General features: G+C 67.7%; 16 protein-coding genes. 11 read left to right on the top strand and 5 right to left on the bottom strand.

Annotation, left to right across the window (positions count from 1 at the left end):
- Positions 1-151 precede the first annotated feature (151 nt).
- Complete coding sequence (locus tag ACV229_RS35980; protein ID WP_448087825.1) at positions 152-814, bottom strand: SOS response-associated peptidase family protein; 663 nt, start codon at positions 812-814, stop codon at positions 152-154.
- Positions 815-905: 91 nt separating this feature from the next.
- Positions 906-1,358 (bottom strand): phosphate-starvation-inducible protein PsiE, encoded by a 453-nt coding sequence (locus ACV229_RS35975; RefSeq protein ID WP_448087853.1) that lies wholly within the window; start codon positions 1,356-1,358, stop codon positions 906-908.
- Between the two features lie 22 nt (positions 1,359-1,380).
- On the opposite strand from ACV229_RS35975, the gene ACV229_RS35970 reads away from it, so the two are divergent.
- The 6 genes from ACV229_RS35970 to ACV229_RS35945 all read left to right on the top strand — a co-directional run bounded on the left by ACV229_RS35970 (position 1,381) and on the right by ACV229_RS35945 (position 10,181).
- Positions 1,381-1,659, top strand: a complete 279-nt coding sequence (locus ACV229_RS35970; RefSeq protein WP_448087824.1) for a hypothetical protein — start codon at positions 1,381-1,383, stop codon at positions 1,657-1,659.
- A gap of 363 nt (positions 1,660-2,022) precedes the next feature.
- Positions 2,023-3,072, top strand: a complete 1,050-nt coding sequence (locus ACV229_RS35965) for a Dyp-type peroxidase (RefSeq protein ID WP_448087823.1) — start codon at positions 2,023-2,025, stop codon at positions 3,070-3,072.
- Positions 3,065-3,877 carry a family 1 encapsulin nanocompartment shell protein gene (locus ACV229_RS35960; protein ID WP_448087822.1) on the top strand — a complete coding sequence of 271 codons (813 nt, stop codon included), beginning with the start codon at positions 3,065-3,067 and terminating at the stop codon, positions 3,875-3,877. Before ACV229_RS35965 ends, ACV229_RS35960 begins: the two co-directional genes overlap by 8 nt.
- A gap of 173 nt (positions 3,878-4,050) precedes the next feature.
- The gene (locus ACV229_RS35955) at positions 4,051-4,314 is read left to right on the top strand and encodes a hypothetical protein (protein WP_448087821.1); all 264 of its coding nucleotides are present in this window, start codon (positions 4,051-4,053) and stop codon (positions 4,312-4,314) included.
- 580 nt (positions 4,315-4,894) lie between these two features.
- Positions 4,895-7,753, top strand: coding sequence for an AAA family ATPase (locus tag ACV229_RS35950; RefSeq protein WP_448087820.1), 2,859 nt, complete (start codon positions 4,895-4,897; stop codon positions 7,751-7,753).
- 148 nt (positions 7,754-7,901) lie between these two features.
- The gene (locus ACV229_RS35945; RefSeq protein WP_448087819.1) at positions 7,902-10,181 is read left to right on the top strand and encodes an FdhF/YdeP family oxidoreductase; all 2,280 of its coding nucleotides are present in this window, start codon (positions 7,902-7,904) and stop codon (positions 10,179-10,181) included.
- 187 nt (positions 10,182-10,368) lie between these two features.
- On the opposite strand, the gene ACV229_RS35940 is transcribed toward ACV229_RS35945, so the two are convergent.
- Genes ACV229_RS35940 through ACV229_RS35930 form a run of 3 tightly spaced genes read right to left on the bottom strand, consistent with a single transcriptional unit; the run spans position 10,369 to position 13,709 of the window.
- Complete coding sequence (locus tag ACV229_RS35940) at positions 10,369-11,289, bottom strand: bestrophin family protein (RefSeq protein WP_448087818.1); 921 nt, start codon at positions 11,287-11,289, stop codon at positions 10,369-10,371.
- 8 nt (positions 11,290-11,297) lie between these two features.
- Positions 11,298-12,305: a cytochrome d ubiquinol oxidase subunit II gene (gene cydB, locus ACV229_RS35935; RefSeq protein ID WP_448087817.1), complete on the bottom strand. Its 1,008-nt coding sequence runs from the start codon at positions 12,303-12,305 to the stop codon at positions 11,298-11,300.
- A gap of 3 nt (positions 12,306-12,308) precedes the next feature.
- Entirely contained in the window at positions 12,309-13,709 is a 1,401-nt protein-coding gene (locus ACV229_RS35930; protein ID WP_448087816.1) for a cytochrome ubiquinol oxidase subunit I, read from the bottom strand.
- 408 nt (positions 13,710-14,117) lie between these two features.
- Here ACV229_RS35930 and fdhD point away from each other — a divergent pair, with 408 nt between their 5' ends.
- The 5 genes from fdhD (at position 14,118) to moaD (ending at position 18,497) form a co-directional block, all read left to right on the top strand.
- Positions 14,118-14,960 (top strand): formate dehydrogenase accessory sulfurtransferase FdhD, encoded by an 843-nt coding sequence (fdhD, locus tag ACV229_RS35925; protein WP_448087815.1) that lies wholly within the window; start codon positions 14,118-14,120, stop codon positions 14,958-14,960.
- A gap of 6 nt (positions 14,961-14,966) precedes the next feature.
- Positions 14,967-16,187 (top strand): molybdopterin molybdotransferase MoeA, encoded by a 1,221-nt coding sequence (locus ACV229_RS35920; protein ID WP_448087814.1) that lies wholly within the window; start codon positions 14,967-14,969, stop codon positions 16,185-16,187.
- A gap of 268 nt (positions 16,188-16,455) precedes the next feature.
- Positions 16,456-17,577: a GTP 3',8-cyclase MoaA gene (gene moaA, locus ACV229_RS35915; RefSeq protein ID WP_448087813.1), complete on the top strand. Its 1,122-nt coding sequence runs from the start codon at positions 16,456-16,458 to the stop codon at positions 17,575-17,577.
- A gap of 46 nt (positions 17,578-17,623) precedes the next feature.
- Positions 17,624-18,190: a molybdenum cofactor biosynthesis protein MoaE gene (locus ACV229_RS35910; protein ID WP_448087812.1), complete on the top strand. Its 567-nt coding sequence runs from the start codon at positions 17,624-17,626 to the stop codon at positions 18,188-18,190.
- A gap of 49 nt (positions 18,191-18,239) precedes the next feature.
- The gene (gene moaD, locus ACV229_RS35905) at positions 18,240-18,497 is read left to right on the top strand and encodes a molybdopterin converting factor subunit 1 (protein ID WP_448087811.1); all 258 of its coding nucleotides are present in this window, start codon (positions 18,240-18,242) and stop codon (positions 18,495-18,497) included.
- Positions 18,498-18,502 lie beyond the last annotated feature (5 nt).

Here is an 18,502-nt window from a genome sequence, read left to right as displayed (position 1 = left end):
TGATATTGGTGATTACCCGAAACCAACTAAAAATCGTATTTGTCCGATCAAATGGCCCCACTACCACGGCAGCGGTCCGCCGCTTGGGGATCCGTCGGGCGAAAGCTTCTGGAAAGGCGAGCGAGTCGGCGCGGGACGCCGGCACGCGCCGCTATTTCGGATTCGGTTCGGCCACCAGTTCGTCGCCGGGCAGCAGCTGCAGCATCAGGCGTGCGGCCTCGACGTTCGTCGTATGCAGCCATTCGTCGTAGTCGTCGGCCGGCAGGATCACGACGCCCCGCTTCTCGTCGCCGGGCCGGTGCATCCGCGCGAACACCGGATGGCCGTCCGCGTTGACCGTCAGCATCGACATGCCGACCAGCGGCCGTCCGTCGTCGCTTTCGTAGCGCCGCCAGATGCCGGCGATGCAGCAGGTAGCCCAGTCCGCGACGCCGATCCGGTGCCACACGTTGCGGCCCGTCTCGTAGCACGGCTCGCAGATCCAGCGCGCCGGGATCAGGCAGCGCTGCCCGTCGCGCCACGCCTTCGCGTACAGGCGCGACGTGCCGACCGTCTCGGCGCGCGCGTTCATCGTGTCGAGCTTCTTCTTTTTCCTGCCGTTCTCGTCGACCCGCTCGGGCTGCATGAATTTCGGCCAGAAGCCGAACACGGCCTTGACCACCGCAAGGCCGTCGCCCTGCGCGCATGCGATAGGCGCCGCGTAATCCGGATACACGTCCGGCTCCCACGGATCGCGGCGGAACAGGTCGCCGATGCCGATCTTCAGTTCGCTGATGCCCGGATCTTCGTCCGGCGCGCGGTAGTTGGTGCACACGGCGGCGGCCTGCGATGGATTGGAATCCTTTCATCGTAGGACATCGTGCGCCGCGCAGGTGCATCAATATTTCGCGTGAGGAAACAATCTTTCAGCGCGAGGGCCCGCCCGGCACGTCGTCGGCTTCGTCCGGGTCGGCCGGAAACCGGTGCTGTCCGAAACGCAGGATGAGCACGCCGACGGCGAGCAGCACGATGCCGAGCGTCGTCATCAGCATGTGCTCGGGGCTGTCCGTCACGCCGCGCAGGATCAGGTCCCGCGCGAGCGACGTCATCGCGATATACAGCGGGAAGCGCACCGGCAGCCGGCCGAGGCGCAGGTAGCGGACCGTCATCGCGAGCACTTCCAGATACAGGAACATCAGCAGCAGGTCCGTCAGCGACACCTGTCCCGCGACGACGACCTTCCATGCCTCCTGCGCCATCGCGAACGTCGTCGCGAGACCGATCACGACGAGCCCGCCCAGTTCGGCCGCATGGAGAAAGCCGTCGAAGCGCCGGCGGAGGCGATCTGCTGACGTGAGCAGCGGACGGGACGTGTTCAGTGTGTTCACGATGACTCGTTGCGTGAAAGTTGAAGCGGCCGGCGCGCCGCGCGCGTTCGTCCGGTACGATCGTCGGACCGCGCAGCGATCGCGCCGGCTTCTGCGCAATCGTCCATCCGTTGCGCATCATTTCGTTATCCCGATGATTACCGAGCGCATCGCGTCCGGTTTCATCGATTGCCTGCACGATGCGACGGCAGCCGAGATAGCGCTGGAGCGTGTCGAACTGCGCACTCACCTGCGCGACGCCGACCCGCAGCCTCATCGCGATGGCGCGCGCCGGATGGCCGGGCGGTCTTAATCTACTGCATACGACGCGGCAGCATCAAGAGCACAGCTGCTGCCCGCGAGCGGGCCGGGCCGTTGACGGATCGCCTATTCGGATAACAGATCCGCACGATCTGTTCCAAAGACGCACCGAAGCTGCTAGATTGCTTCCGCAACCATGCAATTCGGCCAGCGCCGCACGCCGGGCTGTGCTGCTGCGGCATCGCGACGCGCTTGCAGCGGCGGCCCGCGCGCGACGGATCGCACGCGCCGCGCGACGGCCGCGCCTGTCACAAAAGAGCACAGCGACACCTGACACACTCGTCCGATCCGCTTTCGTGGTGCATCGTTTCGACGCCCCGCGTATCGTATCGGCGTAACCAACCGGCATGCCCCGATGCAGACAAACCCACCCGCCCCGCAGAACGTTCATAGCCCCCCTACCCGCAACGCGATCTTCCTCGTTGCGACCGTCAACCCCGGCGCCGGCCACGCGGACACGATCCGCGCCTGGTGCGGCGACATTGCCGCGCTCGTCCGCTCGGTCGGCAAGCGCGTGCCGGCCGGCAACCTGACGTGCGTGTGCGGCTTCGGCTCCAACGCGTGGGGCACGCTGTTCGGCACGCCGCGGCCCGCGGCGCTGCACCCGTTCCGCGAATTCGGCGCGGGCCAGCGCGTGGCCGTCGCGACGCCCGGCGACATCCTGCTGCACATCCGCGCCGACGCGACCGATCTGTGCTTCGAACTCGCGACGCTGCTCGTCGGCCGCCTCGGCGACGCGGCGAAGATCGTCGACGAAGTGCACGGCTTCCGCTATTTCGACCAGCGCGCGATGATCGGCTTCGTCGACGGCACGGAGAATCCGGCCGGGCGCGAAGCCGTCGACTTCACGGTGATCGGCGACGAGGATGCCGAATTCGCGGGCGGCAGCTACGTGATCGTGCAGAAGTACCTGCACGACATGGCCGGCTGGAATGCGCTGCCGGTCGAGACGCAGGAGCGCATCATCGGCCGCACCAAACTGTCCGACATCGAGCTCGACGCGGCGGTCAAGCCGTCGTCGTCGCACAGTTCGCTGACGACGCTCGTCGAGAACGGCGAGGAAGTGAAGATCCTGCGCGACAACATGCCGTTCGGCCGCCCTGGCGCCGGCGAGTTCGGCACCTACTTCATCGGCTACGCGCGTTCGCCCGCGCCGATCGAGCAGATGCTCGAGAACATGTTCGTCGGCCGGCCGCCCGGCAATTACGACCGGCTGCTCGATTACAGCCGAGCGGCGACAGGGTCGCTGTTCTTCGTGCCGTCGGCCGACCTGCTCGACGCGCTCGCGACACGCGGCGCGCCGGCCGCCGACGCCGCGTCGTCGGCCGCGCCCCAATCGAACGAGCCGCCTTCCGACGGCTCGCTGAAAATCGGCTCGCTCAAAGGAACCCATCCATATGAATAACCTGCATCGCGAACTCGCCCCGATCTCCACCGCCGCGTGGTCGCAAATCGAAGAGGAAGTGGCCCGCACGTTCAAGCGTTCGGTGGCGGGCCGGCGGGTGGTCGACGTCGTCGGGCCGGACGGCGTCGAGCTGTCGGGCGTCGGCACCGGCCATCTGCGCGACATCGCCGCGCCGCGCGAGCACGTCGGCGCGAAGCTGCGCGAGGTCAAGGCGCTCGTCGAGTTCACCGTGCCGTTCGAACTGAAGCGCGACGCAATCGACGCGGTCGAGCGCGGTGCGCGCGACGCCGACTGGCAGCCGGCGAAGGACGCCGCGCAGCAGCTCGCATTCGTCGAGGACAGCGCGATCTTCGACGGCTATGCGGCCGCCGGCATCGTCGGGATCCGCGAAGCGACGTCGAACCGCAAGATCACGCTGCCCGCCGACGTCCGCGACTATCCGGGCGCGATCGGCGACGCGCTCGAAGCGCTGCGGCTCGCGGGCGTCGACGGCCCCTATTCCGTGCTGCTCGGCGCGGACGCGTACACAGCGCTCGGCGAAGCGCGCGAACAGGGTTATCCGGTGATCGACCACCTGAAGCGGATCGTCAACGGCGAGATCGTCTGGGCGCCCGCGATCAGCGGCGGCTGCGTGCTGTCGACGCGTGGCGGCGACTTCGCATTGCACCTTGGCGAAGACGTGTCGATCGGCTATCACAGTCATACCGGCGACGTCGTTCGACTGTACCTGCGCGAGACGCTCACGTTCCTGATGCTGACGAGCGAGGCCTCGGTCGCGGTGGCCGCACAGCCGCCCGCAGCCTGAAGATCGGCCCGGCGCCAAGGCGCCGGGCCGCTTCATCGTCGACGTCGCGCGCCCGCCCGCATCGGCGCGGGCTCCGCTTCGGCGCGACGACTGTCGCTCGAAGCCGGCCGGGTACGCGAATTGCGGACGCGCGGTGCGACACCGCACGCCGGCGCACTGAACGGGAGGTCCTCATGAGCGACACGGACGATGCCATCCGCCAGCTGCAGGCCACGATCGATGCCGTCAGGCAATCGGTCGACGCGGCGGCCAACCGTCAGACCAGCGAAATCGCCGCGCTCTTTGCGGCGACCGCGCTGATCTTCGCCGAACTGCCGCCCGAAACCCGCAGCATGATCCAGGACTCGTTTTCCGACTGGGCCCGCAGCCTGCCGGATCCGTCGCTCGCGGACGGCATGAAACAGATCGCGCGGGATCGGCTCGGCATGCATTTCTGACGCCGACGCACACTACGTCGGTGTTGTCCCGGGTCTGGTCCCATGCTCGAGGGACGCGCACGCAAGCCGCGGACAGCCCGCGCAGCACCCCTGCGCGTGCGATGCCCGATGCGGCTTCCTCCGGACGAAATCGCGACGCTCGCCATCCGGCGCCGCCCGGCGGCAGCGCGCGTGCTGCCATCGCTGGCCATCCCTCCTCCGCTCCCTGTCTCTCTGCGCGCTGAGCCCGCGTCGCGCATGCGCGCCCGCTGCCTGAATCCGTTCGCGGGACGCCGTGACGCACATCGTTTCCGCAATCATGACAAACGCATGTCCGTCTGTACTCCTCGCATTCGCGCGACACGGGTGCGCAAGGGTGCAATTCGCCCGCCACGACGCCCTCGAACTGTGTCTTGGACAGCGTCTGTCGATCCGCTATTTTTGGACGCAGTCAACGTGATGCGATGGGTTCGTCGAAGCCTGTGCGTTCCCGTCGCCTGCGGTGTCCGCGTCGCGCCCGATGCCGCACGGCCGGCAAGCCCGCGCGCCGCACCGCAACGGCCATTGACCCATCGACCTCTTTACTGACAGGAGCCACCCAATGCCCGCACTTTGCGATATCTGCCATGCCCGCCCCGCCGTGGCGCGCGCCACGGTGACGCAGAACGGCGAGCGCAAGTCGATCTCGATCTGCGACTACCACTACCGTCAGCTGATGCGGCATCAGAGCATGCTCAATCCGTTCGACACGCTGCTCGGCGGCGGAAGCGACCTGTCGCACTTCTTCGGCGGCTTCGGCGAAGGCGCACACGACGACGGCCATCTCGCCGCGGAACTGCCGCGCGAATCGGTCGACCCGACCGACGCATTCAGCGAGCAGACGCTCGAGCTGCTGCAGCGCGCCGCGGAAAAGGCGCACGAGCTGCGACGCACCGAACTGGACACCGAGCACCTGCTGTACGTGCTCGCCGATACCGACGTCTGCGCCGCGTTGCTGAAGGAGCTGAAGCTTTCGCCGGACGACATCACGCGCTACATCGACGAACACGCGCACACCGGCACCGCGGACCCCGACGCGTCCGTCGACCGGATGACGATCTCGCCGCGCGTGAAGAAGGCGATCCAGTTCGCGTTCCAGGCGTCGCGCGATCTCGGCCACTCGTATATCGGTCCCGAGCATCTGCTGATCGGCCTCGCGGCCGTGCCCGACAGCATCGCGGGCACGCTGCTGAAGAAATACGGCGTGACGCCCGAAGCGCTGCGCCAGAAGGTCGTGAAGGTCGTCGGCAAGGGCGCGGAAGACGGCCGCGTCGACACGCCGACCGGCACGCCCAATCTCGACAAGTTCGGCCGCGACCTCACCGCGCTCGCGCGCCAGGGCAAGCTCGATCCCGTGCTCGGCCGCGCGCAGGAAATCGAGAGCACGATCGAAGTGCTCGCGCGGCGCAAGAAGAACAATCCGGTGCTGATCGGCGAGCCGGGCGTCGGCAAGACGGCGATCGTCGAAGGCCTCGCGCAGCGGATCGTCAACGGCGACGTGCCCGAAGTGCTGCGCAACAAGCGGCTCGTCGAGGTGAACATCAACTCGATGGTCGCCGGCGCGAAGTACCGCGGCGAGTTCGAGGAACGCGCGAAGCAGCTGATCGACGAGGTCACCGCGAAGCAGGATGAACTGATCCTGTTCATCGACGAGCTGCACACGATCGTCGGCGCGGGGCAAGGCGGCGGCGAAGGCGGCCTCGACATCGCGAACGTGCTGAAGCCGGCGCTCGCGCGCGGCGAGCTGAGCCTGATCGGCGCGACGACGCTCAACGAATACCAGAAGTACATCGAGAAGGACGCGGCGCTCGAGCGGCGCTTCCAGCCCGTGTTCGTGCCCGAGCCGACCGTCGAGCAGACCATCGTGATCCTGCGCGGGCTGCGCGACAAGCTCGAAGCGCACCACCAGGTGACCTTCACCGACGACGCGTTCGTCGCGGCCGCCGAATTCGCGGACCGCTACATCACGTCGCGCTTCCTGCCCGACAAGGCGATCGACCTGATCGACCAGGCGGCCGCGCGCGTGCGGATCAGCGCGACGTCGCGGCCGGCGGAGATCCAGGAGCTCGAGGCGGAACTCGCGCAACTGAAGCGCGAGCAGGACTACGCGTCGTCGCGCAAGCGCTTCGACGAGGCGAAGGGCTTCGAGGAGCGCATCGCCGACAAGCAGAAGCAGCTCGACGACCGCATGGAGGCGTGGCAGCGCAAGACCGGCTCCGAAACGCTCGAGGTGACGGTCGCGTCGGTCGCCGATGTGGTGTCGCGCCTGACCGGCATCCCGGTCAACGAACTCACGCAGGAAGAACGCCAGAAGCTGCTGCAGATGGAGGCGCGGCTGCGCGAGCGCGTCGTCGGCCAGGAGGATGCGGTGGTCGCGGTCAGCGACGCGGTGCGGCTGTCGCGCGCGGGCCTCGGCCAGACGCACCGGCCGATCGCGACGTTCCTGTTCCTCGGGCCGACCGGCGTCGGCAAGACCGAGCTCGCTAAGGCGCTCGCCGAAACCGTGTTCGGCGACGAGCAGGCGATCATCCGCATCGACATGTCCGAATACATGGAGCGGCATGCGGTTGCACGGCTGATCGGCGCGCCGCCCGGCTACGTCGGCTACGACGAAGGCGGCCAGCTCACCGAGCGCGTGCGGCGGCGCCCGTACAGCGTGATCCTGCTCGACGAGATCGAGAAGGCGCACCCGGACGTGTACAACGTGCTGCTGCAGGTGTTCGACGACGGCCGGCTGACGGACGGCAAGGGTCGCGTCGTCGACTTCAGCAACACGATCCTGATCGCGACCAGCAACCTCGGCGCCGCGATCATCATGGACAACCTGACGCAGCCAGAGGCCGCACGCAAGACCGACAAGGCGATCAAGCAAGAGTTGATGCAGGTGCTCAAGGGACATTTCCGCCCCGAGTTCCTGAACCGGATCGACGAGATCATCGTGTTCGATGCGCTGTCGAAGGACAACATCCGCGCGATCGTGCAGATCCAGCTCGACCGCGTGATCCGCACGGCGGCCGCGCAGGACATCACGCTCACGATCGGCGCGTCGCTCGTCGACCATCTCGCCGATGTCGGCCACCAGCCCGAATTCGGCGCGCGCGAACTGAAGCGCCAGATCCGCCAGATCATCGAGACGCGCCTCGCGAAGGAGATTCTCGGCGACAGGCTCAAGTCGGGCGATCGCGTCGAGATCGACTACGACAAGGCCGGCGACGACGTGACGTTCAACACGCTGCCGCCGGCGGCGGACGCATCGAAGGACGGCAAGGCGACGGCCGACGGCAAAGCATCGGGCGACGGCGAAACGGCGGCCGAGGCGGCCGGCGACATCCCGTCCGACGTGAAGGACGCCGCCGGCAAACCGGCTGCCCGGAAGGCCTCGCGCGCGAAGTCGTCCGGCGACAAGAAGGAAGCCCGCTAGCCCTGCTACCCGGGCCCCGAACGGCGCGTGCACCGGCACGCGCCACCGGCGCCGCGACGCTCTCGCGGGACGGCGCCGCACATAGCCGCGACGCGGCATAACCCGAGCCCGGTTCCGGCGTGTCCGGCACGGCTCACGGAGCATTCACATGACAAATCGACGCGAAGTGCCAGGTATCAGGAAGTACGAAGGGCCCGCCGGCGGTTGGGGCGCGCTTCGCGCCACGGCCGACGCGGTGCGCACGCAGATGGACGCCTTCGAGGCGCCGATCATCCTGATGCGGACCAACCAGCCCGACGGCTTCGACTGTCCCGGCTGCGCGTGGCCCGACAAGGAGCACCGCTCCACGTTCCAGTTCTGCGAGAACGGCGCGAAGGCCGTCACGTGGGAAGCCACCACCAAGCGCGTGACGCCCGAATTCTTCGCGGCGAACACGGTATCGTCGCTGTTGCGCATGTCGGACTACGAACTGGAGAACATGGGCCGGCTCACGCATCCGCTCGTCTACGATCGCGCAACCGACACGTTCCGCCCGGTCGAATGGGACGATGCATTCGCGCGCATCGGCGACGTGCTGCGCGGCCTCGCGCCCGAGCAGGTCGAGTTCTATACGTCCGGCCGCGCGTCGAACGAAGCTGCGTACCTGTACCAGCTGTTCGCGCGCGAATACGGGACCAACAATTTCCCCGACTGCTCGAACATGTGCCACGAGCCGACGAGCGTCGGGCTGCCGCAATCGATCGGGATCGGCAAGGGCACCGTGTCGCTGGAGGATTTCGACCACTGCGAGCTGATCATCTCGATCGGCCACAACCCCGGCACGAACCACCCGCGGATGATGGGCACGCTGCACGAATGCTCGCGGCGCCACGTGCCGATCATCGTGTTCAATCCGCTGCGCGAGCGTGCGCTCGAACGCTTCGCCGATCCGCAGGACATGATCGAGATGGCGTCGTTCGGCTCGACGCGGATCGCGTCGACGTACTACCAGCTCGACGCGGGCGGCGACGCGGCCGCGCTCAAGGGCATCATGAAGGCGCTGCTCGCGCTCGATGCCGAACAGGGCGACGTGCTCGACCGTGCGTTCATCGCCGAGCACACGAGCGGGTTCGATGCGTTCGCGGCCGATCTCGAAGCGACGTCGTGGGACGACATCGAACGCGCGAGCGGCCTCAGCCAGGCGCAGCTCGAACAGGTCGCGCTCGCGTATGCGAAGTCGAACGCGACGATCGTGACGTACGGGATGGGCGTCACGCAGCACAACAAGGGCACCGCGACCGTGCGCCTGATTGCCGACCTGCTGCTGCTGCGCGGCAACTTCGGCAAGCCCGGCGCCGGCATCTGCCCGCTGCGCGGCCACTCGAACGTGCAGGGCAACCGCACGGTCGGCATCACCGAGAAGCCGGCGGCGGACTTCCTGAAGAAGCTCGAAGATGTATTCGGCTTCACGCCGCCGACGCATCACGGCCACGACGCGGTCCAGGCGATGCAGGCGATGGTCGCCGGCACCGCGAAGGCGCTGATCTGCCTCGGCGGCAACTTCGCGGTCGCGCTGCCGGATCCCGAGCAGTCGTTCCCGGCGATGGGCAAGCTCGACCTGAGCGTCCATCTCGGCACGAAGCTGAATCGCTCGCACCTGCTGGTCGCGAAGGAGACCTACATCCTGCCCGTGCTCGGCCGCACCGAGCTCGACGTGCAGGCGAACGGCCCGCAGTCGGTGACCGTCGAGGATTCGATGTCGATGGTCCACGCGTCGGCCGGCAAGCTGACGCCCGCGTCCGAGCACCTGCGCTCGGAGCCCGCGATCGTCGCGGGCATCGCGCACGCGACGCTGCCCGCCAGCAAGGTGCAGTGGCTCGACCTCGTCGCCGACTACGACCGGATCCGCGACCTGATCGACCGGACGATTCCGGGCTTCGAGGCGTTCAACACGCGGATCCGCACGCCGGGCGGGTTCCGGCTGCCGCTGCCGCCGACCGAGCGCGTGTGGCCGACGCCCACCGGCAAGGCGATGTTCTCCGTGTACAAGGGCGTGAAGGAAGACGCGGACGTGCTCGGCGCCGACGAGGTGCTGCGCCTCATCACGCTGCGCAGCCACGATCAGTACAACACGACGATCTACGGGCTCGACGATCGTTACCGCGGCGTGTTCGGCCGCCGCGACGTGCTGTTCATGAACCCGGCGGACCTCGAGAAGTTCGGGCTCGAGCACGGCGACCTCGTCGACATCGAGACGGTTTCGCCGTCGGGCCGGCCGCTGCGCCTCGAAAAGATCACCGCGATCGAGTACGACATCGCGCCGGGGTCGGTCGGCGCGTACTATCCGGAAGCGAACGTGCTGGTGCCGCTCGACTACATCGACAAGGAAAGCGGCACGCCGTCGTACAAGTCGGTGCCCGTCAAGGTGACGCGCTCGGCCACCGTGTGACGGCAGGCGGGCTCGCCGCATCGAGCTTCGGTGCGGCGACCGTCAGGAATGGAAATTGAAATGGCGCGTCATCGGGACGCGCCATTTTTTCAGCCCTTTCGAAGTACATCGCCGCTCTGCTGCGCTCGCATGCGTCGTCTTCAACGACGACGCCGGGCGCGCATGCCCTTCCGCACGCCGCCGGCAGTCAGGTCAGCTGGTATGTCTCGGATGGCGCGACTTCCTTCGGGATCTCGTTGCCGCACAGTTCGAGCACCGAGCGCTCGATCGTCCGGGTGATCGCGTCGAGCGCCAGCGCGTTGGGCGCCACGCCGAACGGCTCGGCGACTTCGTTCGCGATCGCTTCGAGCGCGATCAGCGTGTATGAAATGAATACGCAGATCAGCGGCGTGAAGAACTCCGTCGAGTCGACGAGACCGAACGGTAGCATCACGCAGTACGCGTAGACGGTGCGATGCAGCAGCACGCTGTATGCGAACGGGATCGGCGTCGACGCGATCCGCTCGCACCCGCCGACCGCATTGCCGAGCTGATCGAGCTGCGCGTCGAACATCCATGTCGTCACGTCGGCGCCCGCTGCGCCGCCGCGCATCCGCACCAGGTTGCCGCGGATCTCGTCGAGCAGCGCGACGGGCTTGTAGCACTTTCCGCTCAGCGCGGCGGCGTGCGCGGGCCCGAGGATCCGCGTCAGGTCGTCGGCGGGATCGGTGTGGCGCAACTGGTGCTTCAGTGCATAGACGAATGCGATCAGCAGGTCGGTCGTCTGGTTGCGTTCGGCGGCGTCGACGTGCCCGGGCAGGTAGTGACGCATCTGCGACGTCAGCGCGCGCGACGCGATCAGCAGGTTGCCCCACAGGTGCCGCGCCTCCTTGAAGCGCTCGAAGCTCGCGTTGTTGCGAAACGCGAGGAAGATCGCCAGCGCGAGCCCGAACAGCGTGAACGGCGCGGTATTGAGCGGGATCTTCTCGCCGAAGATGCGGCCGTTCGTGAAGACCGCCAGCGTGCTGACGGTCGCCATGAACACGAGTTGCGGAATGATCGATTGCAGGACCGAGCCGTTCCACACGAACAGCATCTGCAACCAGTTCTGTCGCGGTCTGACGATCATGATGCGTGTCAGTGGTAGCCGACGTCCCCTTCCCGCACCTTGCCGCGGAACACGCGGTACTGCAGCGCGTTGTAGACGAGGATGATCGGCAGCACGATCACGGTGCCGACCAGCGCGAACAGCTGGCTCGAATGGCTCGACGACGCGTCCCAGATCGTCAGCGACGGCGGCACGATGTTCGGCCAGATGCTGATGATGAGGCCCGTGTAGCCGAGGAAGCAGATCGCGAGCGTCAGCAGGAACGGCGTCGCCTCGTGCTTGCGCCGCACCGTCCGGAAGATTCCCCACACGCACGCGAGCACGAGCACCGGCACGGGCAGGAACCACACGAGGTTGCCGCTGCCGAACCAGCGATGCGCGACGGCCGGCAGCCCGATCACGGTCCACAGGCTGACCACGCCCATCATCGCGAGCAGCACGCCCGTCAGCGGCTTCATCAGCAGCCGCATCTTGCGCTGCAGTTCGCCGTCGACCTTCAGGATCAGCCAGCCGCAGCCGAGCGTCGCGTAGGTGACGAGCACGCCGATCCCGCAGAGCAGGCTGAACGGCGACAGCCAGTCGAACGCGCCGCCGACGAACTGGCCGTTGGCGATCCGGATGCCCTGCAGCAGCGAGCCGAGCACGATCCCCTGGCAGAACGCGGCGAGCGCCGACCCGCCGATGAACGCGAGATCCCACAGGTGCTGCGTGCGGGTCGCCTTCGCGCGCAGCTCGAACGCGGCGCCGCGGAAGATCAGCCCGACGACCATCAGGATCAGCGGCAGGTAGTTCGCCGGCAGCAGCGTCGAGTAGACGACCGGGAACGCGCCGTACAGCCCCGCGCCGCCGAGCACGAGAAACGTCTCGTTGCCGTCCCACACCGGCGCGACCGTGTCGAGCATCACCTGCCGCTCGGCCTTGGCGTCGAAGAACGGAAACAGCAGCCCGATGCCGAGGTCGAAGCCGTCCAGCATCACGTAGATGTACACGCCGAGCGCGATGATCGCGGCCCACACGACAGGAAGATCGATTTGCATGGCTTACTCCGCTTCGGTGACGTTCAGCGGCGTGGACAGCGCGCTCTTGCGCAGCCCCGGATGCCGGTGCAGTTCGATGTACCCGGCGTTCGCCGCCGGCCCGTGCATCATCAGTTTCAGCATGTAGTAGAGGCCCGTTCCGAATACGAGGAAATACACGACGATGAAGATCAGCAGCGACACGCCGGCCTGCTGTGCACTGATCGGCGCGACCGAATCCGCGGTGCGCAGCACGCCGTAGACGGTCCACGGCTGCCGGCCGACCTCGGTCGTGATCCAGCCGGCGAGCAGCGCGACGATCCCCGACGGTCCCATGCACAGCACGAACCACTGATACCAGCGCGCTTCATAGAGTCGCCCGCCCTTTCTCAGCAGCAGGCCGGCGAGCGCGGTGAGCAGCATCAGCATGCCGAGGCCCGCCATGATCCGGAACGTCCAGAACACGATCGGCGAGTACGGACGGTCCTGCGGCGGGAATTCCTTCAGCCCGCGGATCTCGCCGTTCCAGCTGTGCGTGAGGATCAGGCTGCCGAGATGCGGCACCTGCACCGCGTAGCGCGTGACTTCCGCCTGCATGTCGGGCAGGCCGACGAGGTTGAGCGCCGTGCCGCCCTTCTCCGTTTCCCACAGCCCTTCGATCGCCGCGATCTTCGCGGGCTGGTATTCGCGCGTGTTCAGGCCGTGCGCATCGCCGACGAAGATCTGCACCGGCGCGAGCAGCAGCAGCATCCACAGCGCCATCGAGAACGTGCGCTTGACCGGTTCGTCGCGGCGGCCCTTCAGCAGATGCCACGCGCCGCATGCGGCGACGATGAAGCCCGCGACGATGAACGCCGCGATCGTCATGTGCGCGAGCCGGTACGGAAACGACGGATTGAAGATCACCTTGAACCAGTCGACCGGGACGACGATGCCGTCCTTGATCGCGTAGCCCTGCGGCGTCTGCATGAAGCTGTTCGACGCGAGAATCCAGAACGTCGAGATCAGCGTGCCGACCGCGACCATCAGCGTCGCGAAGAAATGCGCGCGCGGGCTCACGCGATTCCAGCCGAACAGCATCACGCCGAGGAAGCCGGCCTCGAGGAAGAACGCCGTCAATACTTCATACGTCAGCAGCGGCCCGGTGATGTTGCCCGCGATACGGGAAAACCCGCTCCAGTTGGTGCCGAACTCATACGCCATCACGACGCCGGAAACGACGCCCATCCCGAAGCCGATCGCGAAGATCTTCGACCAGAACTGGAACATCGACTTGTAGGCCGCGTCGCCGGTCGCCAGCCAGCGCCACTCCAGCACCGCGAGGAAGCTCGCCATGCCGATGCTGATCGCGGGAAACACGATATGAAAGGACACCGTGAACGCGAACTGCAATCGCGCGAGGTGGATGGCATCGAAGAGTTCCATGACCGTTATGTGCCCGTGATGATGAAGACAGGGGTTCGATGCGGCCCGTCCCGCGACGGCCCGCCGGCCGCCTGTGCGGCCCCGGCAGTTGCATGCGGATTGCGCCCGGCATCGAAGCGTGATCGACGATATCGCGATTCGAATGTCGTTCGCAATCCATCGCTTGCACGCACGAACTGTGCTCATGGCGTCGCCTTCGATGTGTACATCTAAACCGCGTAGGCAGCAAGCGCGATCGCCCGCTGTACTGCTTTTCCGGTTGTCATGCTGTGTACACACAGCGCATCCGATCGCCCATACGCTGTCGACAGGTTCGAGGTCGCGGCGGGCGGCGCACATGTGCGCGATGCCGTCCGCCCGCCCGTCATCCTTTATCCGTTATCCGCCGGCGACAACGCAAGGACACTCATGCAGCCAGACACCTACCTGAACGAGCCGACCGGCAGCGTCGCGCGCGACGTCATGCGCCATCGTGCGGGCGAGTTCGAGCGGGTCGTCGACCGCGTCGTCGACGAGTGCCCGGTCGCGCTCGTGTTCAACGGCATTTCGCATGCGGTGATGATGGCGACGCCGATCGACCTCGACGTGTTCGGCCTCGGCTTCGCGGTGAGCGAAGGCATCGTCGAACGCGCGTCGGAGGTCTACGACATCGAAAGCGAATACACGGCGGCAGGCGCGGTGGTGTACCTCACCGTGTCGCAGCGCGCGTTCATGGCGCTGAAGGCGCACCGGCGCGCGCTCGCCGGCCGCACCGGCTGCGGCGTGTGCGGGATCGAAAGCATCGCGCAGCTCGACCTGCATCCCGCGCGCATCCGTCATGCCGGCGCGGCGGCCGGAATCGGCACCGAAGCGGTCGAGCGCGCCGCGCGTGCCCTGCCCGCGCATCAGGCGCTGATGCGCGACACGGGCGGCATACACGCGGCCGCGTGGTGCAGCCGCGATGGCGCGGTCGTCGAGGCGTTCGAGGACGTCGGCCGGCACAACGCGCTCGACAAGCTGATCGGCCGGCTCGTGCGTGGCGCAACGGATCCGCGCACGGGCTTCGTGTTCCTGTCGAGCCGCGCGAGCTACGAGCTGGTCCGCAAGGCCGCACGCATCAACATCCCGATGATCGCGACGATCTCCGCGCCGACGTCGCTCGCGATCGATGTCGCGCGCGAAGCCGGCATTCGCCTGCTCGGCTTTTGCCGCGGAAACGGTTTCGTCGAATATGCCGACGGCATCGATGCACCTGAAACTGCAGACGTATAACCCGCCATGACTCGCCCCATCGACTTCGACACCGCCCAGCAGCACTTCGCGCACGCGTTCGCGCGCTCGCCTGCTGCAACGTCCGTCCCGACCGCCGACGCGGCCGGCCGCATCCTCGCCGCGCCGTTGACCGCCGTGCTCGACCAGCCGTGCGCCGACCAGAGTGCGATGGACGGCTACGCGGTACGCTTCGCCGACCTCGCAAGCCGCGCGCCATTGCGCGTTGCGCAGCGCTGCTACGCGGGCGACATCCCGCAGCCGCTCGGTCCGCGCACCGCGGCGCGCATCTTCACCGGCAGCCTGATCCCGCCCGGCGCGGATACGGTCGTCATGCAGGAAGACGCGCAGGAGCAGGATGAACACGTGACGTTCGGCGAACGCGCGCGGGCCGGCACGCATATCCGCCGCCGTGGCGAGGAGCTGCGCGCGGGCGACGTGCTGATTCCGGCGGGCGTCCGCTTGCACGCCGCGCACGTGGGCATCGCGGCCGCACAAGGGATCGAGCGGCTCGACGTGCATCCGGCACTGCGTGTCGGCATCCTGACGACCGGCGACGAACTCGTCGCATGCGGCGCACCGCGAATGCCGCAGCAGATCTACAACAGCAACGCGCCGATGCTGGCCGCGCTCGTCGCCGGGACCGGCGCCGTCGTTTCCCGGAACATCCATGCGCGCGACACGCGGGACGCGATCGACCGCGCGCTGCGCGACCTGCTCGCACACTGCGACCTGCTCGTCTGCGTCGGCGGCGCGTCCGTCGGCGACCGGGATCTCGTGCGTCCCGCGCTCACCGGACTCGGCGCGTCGTTCGTGCTGTCCGGCGTGCGGATGAAGCCCGGCAAGCCGGTTGCGCTCGCGCGGCTCGACGGCAAGCCGGTCGTGCTGCTGCCCGGCAACCCGGGCGCCGCGCTGACGACGTTCGCGCTGTTCGTGACGCCGCTGATCCGCAGCCTGCACGGCCAGGGGCGCGACGAACGCGTGCCGGTCACGCCCGCGCTGCCGCTCGACGCCGACATCGAGGCCGACCCTGCGCGCGACCGCTTCCTGCGGGTTCGCTGCCGAGTCGCGCCGAACGGGCAGCCCGTGCTCGATACGCTGCGGCGGCAAGGCGCCGGGATGCTGCAGTCGCTCGCGGACGCGAGCGGCCTCGTGCGGCTGCCGGCCGGCCGCGCGATCGCGCGCGGCGATGCGCTGCCCTACTACGATTTCGCGCAATGGCTCGCATGACGATGAAGACGGCGGCGCGCAGGCTCGTGTTGCGATGCGGCACCGCATCGGCCATCGCATCGACCGGCGCGTCGCATGGTGCACGCACCGCGTGCCGGCGGCGAACTGTATTCCTGCAAATCGGCCGGGATTGTGTCTCTGTTTCGACGATCCGGAGAACTATCCTCCGGCAAGGAGCCTGTCACGGCCCGCGCACGTTCCGTCGACACGACATGCGCGCCGTCGAGCGCTCCGCTCCTCTCAACCCGCGCAGGCCAACGGACAGATCGTGAACGTCATCGATTCCGTCACGCCGACAGCATCCGCGTCGAGCCGCGGCGCGTCGGCGGGCGACCTCCCCCGCATCGTCGACAGGTTCGATCGTCCGCTGCGCGACCTGCGGCTGTCCGTCATCGATCGCTGCAATTTCCGCTGCACGTACTGCATGCCGCGCGACAGCTTCGACGGCGACCACGCGTTCATGCCGTCGTCGGACCGGCTGTCGTTCGCGCAACTGACCCGCATCGCGCGCGCGTTCGTCGCGCTCGGCGTCCAGAAGATCCGCATCACCGGCGGCGAGCCGCTGCTGCGGCGCGGGCTCGAAACGCTGATCGAATCGCTCGCGTCGCTGACGACCGCGAGCGGCCAGCCGGTCGACATCGCGCTGACGACGAACGGGTCGCTGCTCGCCGCGAAGGCGCGCTCGCTGCGCGATGCCGGGCTCGCACGCGTGACGGTCAGCCTCGACGCGATCGACGATGCGGTGTTCCGCCGGATCAGCGACGTCGATCTTCCCGTGTGGCGCATCCTGGCCGGCATCGACGCCGCGCAGGCGGCCGGGCTCGCGCCCGTCAAGGTCAATGCGGTGATCGAGCGCGGTGTCAACGACAGCCAGCTGCTGCCGCTCGTGCGCGCGTTCCGGCACACGGGCGTGGCCGTGCGCTTCATCGAATACATGGACGTCGGCGGCGCGCAATCCTGGTCGACCGACAAGGTCGTCACGGCCGCGCAGATGCGCGACACGATCGACGCCGTGTATCCGCTGCAGCCGACCGGCGACGGCGACACGAGCGACGATGCCATGCATGCCGGCACCGCCATCGGCTATCGCCACGCGGATGGCGCGGGCGAAGTCGGCTTCATCGCGAGCGTGTCGCGCGCGTTCTGCGGCACCTGCACGCGTGCGCGCGTATCGGCCGACGGCCAGCTCTATACGTGCCTGTTCGCGACGCACGGCACCGATCTGCGGCCGTGGCTCGCCGACACCCTGCCGCTCGACCCGCTGACCGCCGCGATCCGCGATCGCTGGCTGCACCGCGACGACCGCTACTCGGCGTTGCGCGCGGCACGCACCGCGCGGCGGCCGGGAAAAGCGTATCCGACCGTGCGCATGTCGCTCGTCGGCGGCTGACACGCAGCCGAACGATGCGAGACGCGCCGCCCTCTGGAGAACAACCATGACGTCACCCATCGATTCGCCCGCCGCGCCTGACGACCCGGCCCAATCCGACCCTCGCCACGGCGACGACACCACCGCGCTGCCCGTTCGCACGCCTCCGGCGATCGCCGCCGGCTTCGAGGTGCGCGTCCAGTACGCGCCGATCGACGTCGATGCGGAAATCATGCCGATCGCGCGCAACCCGCGGGTTGGCGCCCTCGTGAATTTCCTCGGTGTCGTGCGCCAGACCGGCGATTTCGACGACGTCGTCGCGCTCGAGATCGAGCACTATCCGGGCATGACCGAACGGTCGTTGTGGAGCATCGTCGAGGAAGCGGCCGCGCGCTGGCCGCTCGAAGCGGTCCGGATCGTCCATCGGATCGGCCGGATCGCGCTCGGCGAGCCGGTCGTGCTGGTCGTCGTCGCCGCGCCACATCGCGCGTCGGCATTCGACGCGTGCGAATTCCTGATGGATTTCCTGAAGTCCCATGCGCCGTTCTGGAAAAAGGAAATCCGGCATGACGGCGCGGCCGAGTGGGTCGAGGCCAAGGCGCGCGACGACCAGGCAATGCGACGATGGGGCTGATCAATCCTCTGCATTCCGCAGCATTTCTTCTATCCGGCAACGACCCGCCATGAGACTGACGATCAAGTACTTTGCAAGCATCCGCGAACAACTCCGCGTCGACGAGGAAACCGTCGACATCGATGCGGCCGAGCTCACCGTCGACGCGCTGCGCGGCACGCTCGCGGCGCGCGACGAACGAACCGCCGACGCGCTGCACCGGGATCGCCCGGTGCGCGTTGCGGTCAATCAGGAAATGGTGAACGGCACGTTCGTCGTGCGCGAGGACAGTGAAATCGCATTCTTTCCGCCTGTCACCGGCGGCTGAACGAT

Source organism: Burkholderia sp. MR1-5-21 (genome assembly GCF_053427715.1).
This window is presented reverse-complemented; position numbering and strand designations above follow the sequence as displayed.